The 11,026-nt window shown below is 58.4% G+C and carries 6 protein-coding genes; 1 reads left to right on the plus strand and 5 read right to left on the minus strand.

Annotated features, from left to right (window positions below; genetic code table 11):
* The coding region (locus VJR68_RS19560) for a hypothetical protein (RefSeq protein ID WP_324150376.1) at positions 1 to 135 on the plus strand (135 nt) is incomplete at its 5' end.
* A 457-nt stretch (positions 136 to 592) separates the two neighbouring features.
* On the opposite strand, the gene VJR68_RS19565 is transcribed toward VJR68_RS19560, so the two are convergent.
* The 5 genes from VJR68_RS19565 to VJR68_RS19585 form a co-directional block, all read right to left on the minus strand.
* Positions 593 to 1,315, minus strand: a complete 723-nt coding sequence (locus VJR68_RS19565; RefSeq protein WP_324150368.1) for a hypothetical protein — start codon at positions 1,313 to 1,315, stop codon at positions 593 to 595.
* On the minus strand, positions 1,312 to 3,327 hold the full coding sequence (pglZ, locus tag VJR68_RS19570) for a BREX-3 system phosphatase PglZ (protein ID WP_324150370.1): 2,016 nt from the start codon (positions 3,325 to 3,327) through the stop codon (positions 1,312 to 1,314). Before pglZ ends, VJR68_RS19565 begins: the two co-directional genes overlap by 4 nt.
* Before the next feature lie 2 nt (positions 3,328 to 3,329).
* Positions 3,330 to 6,152, minus strand: a complete 2,823-nt coding sequence (locus VJR68_RS19575; protein ID WP_324150377.1) for a DEAD/DEAH box helicase — start codon at positions 6,150 to 6,152, stop codon at positions 3,330 to 3,332.
* A gap of 2 nt (positions 6,153 to 6,154) precedes the next feature.
* Positions 6,155 to 9,025 carry a DNA methyltransferase gene (locus tag VJR68_RS19580; protein WP_324150372.1) on the minus strand — a complete coding sequence of 957 codons (2,871 nt, stop codon included), beginning with the start codon at positions 9,023 to 9,025 and terminating at the stop codon, positions 6,155 to 6,157.
* A gap of 46 nt (positions 9,026 to 9,071) precedes the next feature.
* A partial coding sequence (locus tag VJR68_RS19585) for a DUF6079 family protein (RefSeq protein ID WP_324150374.1) occupies positions 9,072 to 11,026 on the minus strand: 1,955 nt, incomplete at its 5' end.

Consider the following 11,026-nt stretch of genomic DNA (forward strand, 5'->3'; position numbering starts at 1 on the left):
CGTTTGCTGCGCGTGCAGATCGAAGATGCGATTGCCGCCGACGGCATCTTCACGACGCTCATGGGCGATGATGTCGAGCCGCGTCGCGCGTTTATCGAAAGCAACGCGCTGCGGGCGGGGAATATCGACGTTTGATGTTCGGGGGTTGCCGTAGGGCGCCAAAGTAATTGCGACTGGCGCCACAGTTTTGCGACTGGACGACGAAGTTGGTGCGATTAGCCTACTGCCGAACGCCTAGGAAAATTTCCGGTTGTTGACGGTCCAAACACACCCGCCGATCGGCCGCTTATGGGCCGACGGCTGCCTATGGCCGTTGCCGCAAAGCTGCCCGTTATCAAAATGCGCGGCTTGCCCGTCGGCCGAGGCGAAGGGTGGAACGGCGACATCAGTCGTCTGCAGACACAGCCAGCGTACGTCGCTGTCTGTTCAACTCTGCTGGCGTACGTATCCGAAGTAATGCCTCAAGTGAGATCGTCCGCGACAGCGTCCCCATGAGCACCGCTTCGACAATCGCAGGTGCAAGCAACGAAAATCTGACCGTGTCATTGACTGTGAACGCCGATGCTGTCTCTCTGCGTATTCACGTCTATCGTCAAAGGGGGACGCGCAAAGCGACGAACTGGTTACTCGGGCCTTCGAACCGAAGGTCGAGCGTCGGGCTATTTGACACCACGTATGCCAGGGGCCGCGTCAAAATGAACTGGAACAACACTGGCAGCGACTGCAAGCTGGTCACAGAAACGGGCTTGCCGGCGTAGCGCACAGCCGCCTCGATCAGCCATGCCGTCAGTTCGTCGTTCTCGATCGCTGTAGATGCACGGCGAATGACGCGTTTGCCTCTCTCCACGCGCTCAACGGCGCCCCAGCTCGCCTGGCTCTGGATAACCATGTTGGTCATGCGTCGGGTTCCTTCGCGCTCACCATAGATTTCGCTCATCCGGCGATGCACTTCCGCAGCTGCGCAGTCGCCCTGGATGGCGGACAGTCGGCCCACCAGTTCGGCCACTTTGCCAAAGAACGGATACGTCGCAACGGCCATTCCCCAGCACAGCGCGGCGACGGCAACGGCCGGCTGCGTCTTGTGGATCGCGATGCCGCGATCCGCGAAATCGACTAGTTCGGCACGCGGCTCCAGCCACAGCCGGTTCAGAACTGTGCGTGTCTTCTTCTTGGCTTCTGCGCCAAGTCCGGCTGCATCGAGCAGTGCATTCAGATCATCTAGTCCAGCCGTGCCAGCACGAACATTCAGTGCCGCAACCGCCCAATCAAGCTGAATGAACCGATCAAAGCCAATTTGAGGGGCTGATGAATTCATTCGGTACCAATCACATAACTAACTTTTACAAAGGGCACGATCAACTCCTCGATCGACAGCCCGCCGTGGACCACCACCTGCTCGCCTTCCGGCACAAACGCGGTTCGTCCGCCTGCGAATAGAGGCATGAAGTTCGCGGGTAGTCCAGCGATGTCCAACCTGACTGTGGCGGGATAAGCCGCAGCGGATTCGGCCAACAATGGCTCGCTCCGATAGACCCGAACACGTTCGCCGCGCGTCTCGGCAATGACGCCCTGGTTGGGCCTGCCAACGCCAGTGGATTCAACGTTACCGTGATCCGCCGTGAGGTAGATGTGGTATCCGTTGTCGAGCAGCAACGAGAACAGCCGATCGACGAAGCCGGTCGCCAGCCAGTTCTCAATCCACATCGCCACGTCCTTTTTGGATCTTTCCTTGTGGAGCCGATCGTCCACTTCATCGATGACGAGGCCCACAACCTTCGGGCGCCGGTGGATCAGATCCGCTTCCAGTACGTCGAGCTGATCGATCTGACGCAGCGCGCGTCGATACATCACCTCATTGGGACTTACACCTTCGTCCTGCCAGAACGTCTTCCACAAGGATTCCTCCTTGTCTGTCCGGTCGATGGAGTCGTCGAACTCGCGTGGCTTCTGTCCCGAGAAGAGGGCTTGGCGCGACACCGATGTCACAGTGGGTAGCCATGCGAACGCTGTCCCCTCGTCAAATGCGAAGCGCTTGTTCGTGGCGATCAAGCGCTCGCGGATCTGCACCCACTGATCGAAGGCCAGCCCATCGAATACGAGCAGGGCCACCTTTGATTCCCCTGCGGATCGACGATGGCGCAAGAAACGCGGTACGTGGTGCACCATCACCGGTCCTTTGGTCACCGGTTGCAGGATCAGGTCGGCATAATGCTTGGCGGCGACCCATGCCTGCAGTCGCTCGTCTGATTGCGCCTGTAACGCCTTGATGCGGTCTCGAATTGCAGACAGCCGCTCGTTGCCGTTCGCGCCCGGCAGACCATGTGTGCGGGCCAGAATCTCACCGTAGCGCTTGGCGAACTCGCTCCAGTCCTTGTGTGACGAGGCCGCCGTTGGGGTCGCACCGATCAGGCTATCGATACCTTTGAGTACCAACGCCTGCGACGCCGCAGGGTCCTGAACAACGCCCGCCTTAATCCAGCTTGGCACTCCTGCCGGGACGCTGTGCACTACCAGCGGGTGCAAGGAGCCATTGAGGAACATGGAATCGACCAGCGCCTGCACATCGGTGTGGTCGAACGGGATTTCGATCTGGGCGACGTAATCTGGCGGAGGCGGTTCCCCATTGCGCGTGCCATCCTGTCCCAAGGTTGCCACGTAGCGGTACCAAGCATCCTGTACCACCCGCAGCAGCGCACTTTTGGACGCTAGCCAGGTTGCCACCGGCTGGTCCGCGAGCAGCCCCTTGCCCTGAATGATGCCCGCCGCGTGTTGGGCAAAGATAGGTGGCAACGAGCGGTTGGCGAAGTGCAACCGCAGCAGCTCACGCCAGAAGTCCACCGGGGTCCGGATGGACCTTGGTGCAAGTTGGTAAACGTGTTCGAGGATGAAGTCTTTCGACTCGTTCTCCCCGCGCGCCGACTGCAACTCTATCTTGTGGGCATAAAACAGTGCCGCCAGATGTTCTGGCTCAACTTGCTGCACGGCGCTGTACGCCAGCCGTGGGAAAAGCTCTGCAAGGCTAAGGTGAACCACGCGCCCGTGGTGCACGATGTCCCACGGCAACTCGCTCGCGTCGGCGCGGCGCAAATGGAGCACGAGGGATGGTGCCGGCCCTTGCTCACCGCGATCCCACGCAGCTCGGTACCGCTCTTCATATTCCGCTCGAAACGTGAACGGGTCCTCATACAGCATCAACTCAAAACCACGGCCGCGCAGCTCGGCTAATAGATTCTCATCGAGCAGCACATCATCCGGGTCGCACGCCACCCACAACCGGGTCAGGTCGGCCGTGAAGTGGCTAAGGATACGTTCCGTCCACAAACTCATAGCTACTGTCCTCCGGGCATCACAACGCCGGAGACACGCACCATCATCACGGCATTCAAATCTGGCACACTGGCCTCCATGTCGTCCAGAGCGGCCATGCGCGCGGCGTGTTCCTGGCGCAGTCGCTCGCGTCGATGCTGACGAACGGCGGGCAAACCGATCCGCCCAATCGCCTGACCCCGGGCCTCGTAGGCATACTGTGCACGTTCCCGCTCTTCCTTAAGCCGCGCGCGGCGCTCGGTCAACAGTTCGTTGAAGATCCGCTCACCCTGTGTACTGGCTGCCGCATGCGACGCCTCGAACCAGCGCACAGAGTCCCCTGCACCCGTTACCGCGTGCACGTCTACGGCTTCGGTAAGCAGCAGATCCCACACTCGTTTAGCGGTCGGCACGAAGGGGCGGCCTTCCTCGTTTATGAACACCGGCAGAAAGCGCTTACGGCTCAGACCTTCGGCCGCCAGGCTGATTTCCCACAGCGACCAGATCCCGCGCACCGAATCCGGCAAACCGGTCACGCGGATCACCGGCAATGGCTGACCGGCAACAAAGCGCGGTAGCTCGCTGATCACTGCCCGGGTGCGTGGATCTTCCATCGTGACCCATTCCAACTCCGGGTTCTCGTCCGCTGTCCGGGCATCAAAACATGCCTGCACCGACTCGCTGCCATCCGGCCACTTCACCCGCCAGGCATTGCCCACCTTGGTGGCTGACCCGCCTCGGGCCGCCAAACCACTGGTGATGGCGCGCTCCAGCCAGAACTGCGCCGGGTGGTCACGCCACTTGCGGGCATCGTCGGCATCCAGATCATGCTCTGTTTTGAGCAGATCGCTGTTCTGCTTAGACTCAGCCAGTGTGGATCGCAGTTGCGACACGACCGCATCGCACTCCTGTTCAATTGCATCCGGGTTCTGCAGGCCATGCACGAACAACTCGTCGAAGATCGGATCGGCCTCCACCGAATCCATCACATCGGCGGCTTTGTCGACACCAAATTCCTGCGCGATGACTTCGAGCTTTTCTTCCAGAACCTGGCGCACCCGGTGTTCCACGGTGTCTTCGAGCACGAAGTTGATGGCGCGAACAACGTGCTTCTGCCCGATACGGTCAACGCGCCCGATGCGCTGCTCGATCCGCATCGGGTTCCACGGCATATCGAAGTTGACGATGACGTGGCAGAACTGCAGGTTCAGACCTTCGCCACCTGCATCCGTCGAGACGAGCACGCGCACATCTTTGGAGAACGCCTGTTGTACGCGGGTGCGGGTTTCCAGATCCATGCTGCCGTTAAGAGTTGTCACCGAGAAACCCCGGCTTTCCAGGAACTCGGCCAGCATCGCCTGGGTAGGTACGAACTCGGTGAAGATCAACACCTTCAATGCCGGGTCGCCTTCCTCTTGCTGAAGCTTGTAGATCAACTCCAGCAACGCCTCGGCCTTGGCATCGGTGCCAGCCGCCTCGGTTTCTCGTGCCAGGTCCAGCAGCATCTGGACTTCGGCCTTTTCCAGCTCCCAGCCGCTGGACTGCATAGCCAGATCCACCTGTGACTGGCCGTCGAGTTCGGCCCACTCGTCAGCGCTGGTGTTTTCGAATAAGTTAGCTTGTGGCTGCGGCTCATCCAGCAGCGCCTGGCGTTTTTCCAGTGTGGAGCGGATGGCCGCCGTGCTGGATGTCACGAGCCGCTGCATCAGGATCATCAAGAAGCCGATGTGACGCTGCTTGGCTGCCAGTGCCTGGTTGTAGCCGTGGCGCACATAGTCGGTCACCGCTTCATACAGCCGCTGCTGTGCGTTGTGGCGTGCGTGCCAAGCCACCGCGTGCAAACGCGTCATGCGGGGCTTGAACAGCGGCTGACCCTCGGCGTTGATGGCCACTCGCTTCTCGGTGCGGATCACGAAGGGCCGCACCCGATCGCGGCTGACGCTGCTCTCGTCAGGGAAAGCTTCCCGGTCCAGCAGTTGCATCAAGCGCATGAACTGATCAGTTTTGCCCTGGTGCGGCGTGGCCGACAGCAGAAGTAGGTAGGGTGATGCCTCGGCCAGCGCGGCGCCCAGCTTGTAGCGGGCCACTTGCTCGGTGCTACCGCCCATGCGGTGGGCTTCGTCGATGATGACCAGATCCCACGACGCCGAGATAAGGTCCTCGAAGCGTTCGCGGTTGTAGGTGTTCAGTTGCTCCAGGCTCCAGCCGCGGCGACCTTCCAGCGGCTTCACGGAGTCCAACGAGCAGATCACCTGGTCATGCACTCGCCACAAATTCTCCTCGTCGCCCACACCACCGCTGCGCCACTGACGGAAGGCCGCCAGCTCGGACGGCTCGATGAACTGGAAAGTCTCACCGAAGTGCAGGCGCATTTCCGCCTGCCACTGGCGTACCAGCCCCTTGGGCACCACCACCAGGATGCGCTTCACCCTGCCACGCAACTTCAGTTCGCGCAGCACGAACCCGGCCTCGATGGTCTTACCTAGGCCCACTTCATCGGCCAACAGGTAGCGAATACGGTCGCGGCTGACCGCGCAATTCAACGCATACAACTGATGCGGAAGCGGCACGACACTGGACTGGATAGGTGCCAGCAGCAGGTTGTCCTCCAGCGCATCTAGCAGCTTGGCCGCAGCGGTAGTGTGGAGGATCTGATCCACGCTGGGGCGGACGGTCTCCAGCACGGTGAGATCCGAGGCGCGGGCGCGCATCACAGCGTTCTTGGCAGGCAGCCAGATGCGGTAGACACTCTCGCCCCACACGTCCTGACACTCAATCACCCGACAAGGGGATGCCTGCCGGGTGAACCAGCACCAGTCACCGACGAAGAATCCGCTACTGGCCACGTTCAAATTCCGTCCTCAGTACGAGTCAGCGCCATGTCGTAGAGGGTGAGCAGTTTCTCGTCCTCTTGCAGCGTTTCCTCGGGCAGCTTGTTGGCAATGTTGATGATCGTCTGGTAGTCCTTGGTAGCCCACGCGGCGCGGAAACCCGCACGCAGCACTTCCAGACGCGACTCCTTAATCTTGCGGCCAGTAAATGCCCTGTAGGTCTCGAACTCCTTCAGCAGCGCCTTCTCGCGCTTCTTCTCCAGGTCCTGCGCCTTGTTCGGGTCGGGCACGTACCAGCGGTCCCGTGCCTTCGCTACCAGTGCTGGGTTGTTCTTGTCAAGACCGCGCAGACCCTTATGGTTTGTGGAGAGGTAGCTGTGAATCTGGCTCGGCACGTCGCCCGTGCCGTCGTACTTGAGGAAGTTGCCTTCCAGCAAGGCCAAAAGCTCCGGTTTGGCCTCATGCTTCTTCCAGCCAGCACCAAGCTGGCCCATGAATTCAGGACTCGTTTCTTGGTAGGTCGAGGGGCGACGCTTCAAGAAATCCGACAGCCAGTCGATTGCACTTCGTTCATCAGAAACGAACATCTCCATTTGCGGTGCAATGGAGACCTGCATACGCTTCTTGTCATACTCAGCAACCTGATCCGGCAGAAAGATCATCCCATCACGCTCGACGAAGAGCTGTACCAAACCCGCTTGAAACTCTTGAGTGGACATTGGCACTGGTGTGTTGTGCCGCACAAACCACGCCACCATTCGGTCAAAAATGATCCGTGGATCTCGCTCAGTGATAAATTCAAGCTCCCCGGCCTTGACCTTGACCGTTGGCAAGTATTGAAGATGGGCTCGGACAAAATCCCATACCGAGTCTACACAGGCACCGTTCTTTGAAAACCTGTCCTCAAGTCCGCCGTTTGGTTTATATGCGGAAATGACGAGATCTTGCTTTACTGCTGTTGTAGTAGTGACGGCCTTGAAGCTGCCCTTCTTCTTGTCGATAGCCGATACATTCGCCACGACAAAACCCGCCTCCTGCAGTGCGATCTGGATTGCATTCCAGACCGCTGCCTGAGTGTTCGAGAACTCTACGGTCATCCAGCGGCCTGGCTTAAGAGTCCGAAACGCTTCCTTAAAGCATTCGGTCATGATTGCTCTATAGTCGTTTATAGATTTGGATTGAGATGAGCACTGAATTGCCTCAGGGTTTTGATTTGTGAATACCTTGAGCCAAGATTCCCAAAGGAAATTCAGCTCCGAATACATTAAATTCCCGCCGAATGGTGGGTCGATGAAGACATAATCCAATGAATTATCAGGTATTGCTAGCGCGGCGGCGGAGCCGGTCGAAGTCATGCCATACTCTTGACTGCGACCAAAATATACCTTCTCTAGGTCCGAACGCAAAGACCACTTCTCGATAACATTCAACTCCAACGATATCGAAGGCGCATAAAGCGTTCCATCTAGCGGCTTATCGACTTTTCCGCCTTTTCCGCTGAAGTAATTACTGATGTTTAGGCGACAAAGTCGGTTAACAAACTGGTGCGTTGATGTAAACGCGAAAAGCAGCGACGTCTTGAATTCACCGTCGCATTTCTTACGAAGAGCGGAAAGGGCGAGTAGATTCCGCCTCGTGTAAAAGTGCTGAACATGCGTTATCCCGGAGTGCACACCAGCACGCCAAGTGTCGCCCCAAGACTCACCTTTAAATAGCATTGGATGATTAGGCGCCCAATCTGTTATGGCTGTTTCAGAGATTTTCTTCAGGACTGCAAAATCGAATGCATCAGGACGCTTGTCGACCCTGCTCTTGCCGAAAGAGTAGTTAATCAGGACGGGGACATTTTTCGGCTGTTTAACAGCTTCATTCAACAGCTCATCAAACCGACTCTCCCAAGCTCGCTCAAGGCCCCGCTTGGACAACTGGGTGTCACAATGCGGGCAGCTAAAGTCGTCTTTGACACCCCCGTTTTTGTGGTCAATGGCTGCGTCCCAGAAGATAATCTCTCCAGCACAATGCGAGCAGACAAATACTTCAGACCAAACCGTGTAGTTAATCTTAGCAAGAGGTAGGCCAAAGGACGTACTCGCCAATCCAGAGCCCTCTAAGGCAGATATTGCGTCAGCAATCTGATTTTCGGCGGGGTTGTGGAGCGTTTGGTAGATCCAACCATGCGATGACTGAAGATCGCGGCCGATATTGCTGGCGATCTCATTAAATTTCTGAATATCAAGTGGCGCGTTGAATGAGTTTGCAACCGAGCTGGCCAATGGCGACAGATCGTTAAGAATCGCATACCGGCGTCCAAGCTTCGATATTGGGGTCCATGAGGGCTTATCTGACGACTCATCTCGTTCAAAGACTATGCCGCTTGGATCGACCATATATCCCAAGGATTCGACCACGTTCCTGTCACCGCATAATTGAGCCGCAACGCCGGCCATTCCGGTTCCGCAAAATGAATCGACGATTAGATCACCGGGCTGCGTGTAATGCAGGATGTACCGCATGATTGCCTTGTGCGGTACTTTTGTGTGGTAACTGTGCGCGTTGTATATAGGATCGTTCTTGCCCTCACTAACATCTGCTACGAACGGTTCCTTGCTGTATGGAACTGATGAGTTGTAGGCGGTGCCATAATGCCTGACGAAGTCCTCGATGAAAGGATTTGGGCAGGCCGTGTAGTAAGGTGGGTTAGAGAGCGCCAAAATATCTTCGTCCGAACCGATAGGAAATCCTTCGATCTTCCTGAAGTCCGGATCTTTGAGCTTTTCTGCAAGCAATTCTAGGTAGTGCTCGTGACGTGCTTCATCACTCGGAAACGTTTGCCCCAGGCATTCGACCGGGCCTGTTTTGGCAGCGTGGTTCTGAAAAAGGTCGTTCATCAGTTCTTCCTCAAATTCTTATTATCATGCTCAGGTGCACGTAATATCACTCGATCACGAAACGCAGCTTGGTGGCATCCTTGCCCTTGCAGCGCTCGCTCATGAAGGTGTCGAAGCGCTTGCGCAGGTCGTCCGGAGTGGCCGGCGAGCCGCCTTGCAGCAGCGCCTCCTTGATCTCGTCACCCTTGACCGTGATCTTCTCCAGCCCCGACAGCGCCTCTTGCACGGCGTTGGCGAATTCGGTGGTCATCGGGTCCGGCAGCTTGCGCGATGCCAGGAAGGCATCGATCAGGTTCTTGGGTGGGGGTGGCAACAGGCCGAGACTGTCCTGCGTGAACGGGTCTTCCAGGTTCTCCAGCAGGGTCTGCTGCCAGTTGGCTACCAACTCATCCAGATCGTCGTCCAGCTTGTGCAGGCGGTTGGCCGCCGGGATCAGCTCCAACTGCTCTGCAGACGGGCGGAATTGGCAATGCGGGCAGACGGCTGCCGTGACTAGGGTCGGCTCATCCAGCGAGGAACAGCTCTTCAAGCCGTTGAGCGACTCCTCGAAGGCTGTGAGCTGGCTGGTGGGCATCAGCGAAACGCCGGCCAGCACACGCAGCGCCAGCAGACGGTCGTCCTTGCGCAGGGCGTTGCGGGTCTTATCCTCGGCCACACCCAACCGCGCCTTGCTGTGGCTGGCGATATAGGCGGTGATGTAGTCCTTCTTGAGCTGGGTGAGAGTCTGCCGGTATTCGGCGGCGTGCTCGACTGTACGGTCCTGGCTGAGTTTTTCCTGTAGGGCCTTGCGAGCGGCTTCGGCCTGCTTCACCCACGGGTGCTCGGCGGGCAACACCATCTCGGCCTGAGAGAGGTAGGACGCCGTGCTGCCCAACTCCACCACCAGTTCGAGCAGACGCTCGACGGCGGCCAGGATCTCCAGACTCTTCTTCTGGCCGTCGAGGTCTTCCTGCGTAACCCGCAGGTTTTTGAGCTTGCCGACGGTGTTGTACGGTGCCAGCGACTCGGTGAATTTCTTCAATGAATCCAACCGGGCGTGCCAGTCTTTGGCTTGTTCCTCCCGCAGCAGGTTCTGGCCCCAGAAGCCCAGCTTGCCTTGTTGCAGGTCAGAGCCGGCCTTGAGCACGCGCGGCACCAGCGCACTGACTTTTTCCTGTAGTTTGATGACCGGCTCGGTATCGCCTTGGCTAGCCTTCTGGGCCAAGCCGGACGGCAGGTCGAACAACTCGAACAGCGCGCGCAGCACCGCGAGGTTGATCTCTTTGGGTGCCTCGACGTGCTTGAATTGCTTGAGTTCTTCCAGCGAGCGTTCTGCCAGTTGCACAAGCTTGCCCGAGTCAATCTTGTCGCCGGTGATCGACAGCACGATGTCGCCGGAGAAGACCAACCCGCCCAGCACCGTGACAAGCAGATCTGGCTCCAGCCGGTACTTGACCGGTACGAAATACTCGACGTCTGAGGTGCCCGACAGCAGTTCGCTGCGGTTGAGCACCTGGCCGTGGCCCTTGGCCTTGAGGCGGTTGAGCACTTCCCGTGCGTACCGGGAGTTGACCGGGTCGACGCGGTCGCCATCGAGCAACTCAAGCGCATCGAGCACGGCGAGCGCATCCTTCGTGCGAGCACCGCCGGCCAGTGCGCGCAGCGCGTTGCCGATCAGTTGCTTGCGGTTGGCCTCTGTCAGCAGGACCGAGAAGGTTGGGTATTCCGGCGAGAGATCAGCGAAGCGTTGGCCAAGCACCAGACCCGAAATGACGTTCACCACGTCGCGGAAGTTGATGCGCTCGTCCGCGCCAAGCCGCGCCCGGTCACGCAGCGACACGCCCTTGGCCCACTCCTGCAGGTTCTTTTTCTTGCCTTGGTAGGTGTTACGTCCCGAACTATTTGAGAAGTGACATCCCGCGCTATTCGAGATGAAACGAAACGGGTTGTCTCGCGCTGTGAGGGAAATGCACATGGTCGCGCCAAGCGCGGGACGATACTCGATGCGGCGAAGGCAGGCGG

Origin of the sequence: Dyella sp., assembly GCF_035277725.1 — a bacterium.
Classification (GTDB): Bacteria; Pseudomonadota; Gammaproteobacteria; order Xanthomonadales; family Rhodanobacteraceae; genus Dyella_B.

Coding starts and splice junctions, on each gene's coding strand:
- pglZ (WP_324150370.1), bottom strand. CDS start 3,327: ATGAGTTTGTGGACGGAACGTATCCTTAGCCACTTCACGGCCGACCTG.
- VJR68_RS19565 (WP_324150368.1), bottom strand. CDS start 1,315: ATGAATTCATCAGCCCCTCAAATTGGCTTTGATCGGTTCATTCAGCTT.
- VJR68_RS19580 (WP_324150372.1), bottom strand. CDS start 9,025: ATGAACGACCTTTTTCAGAACCACGCTGCCAAAACAGGCCCGGTCGAA.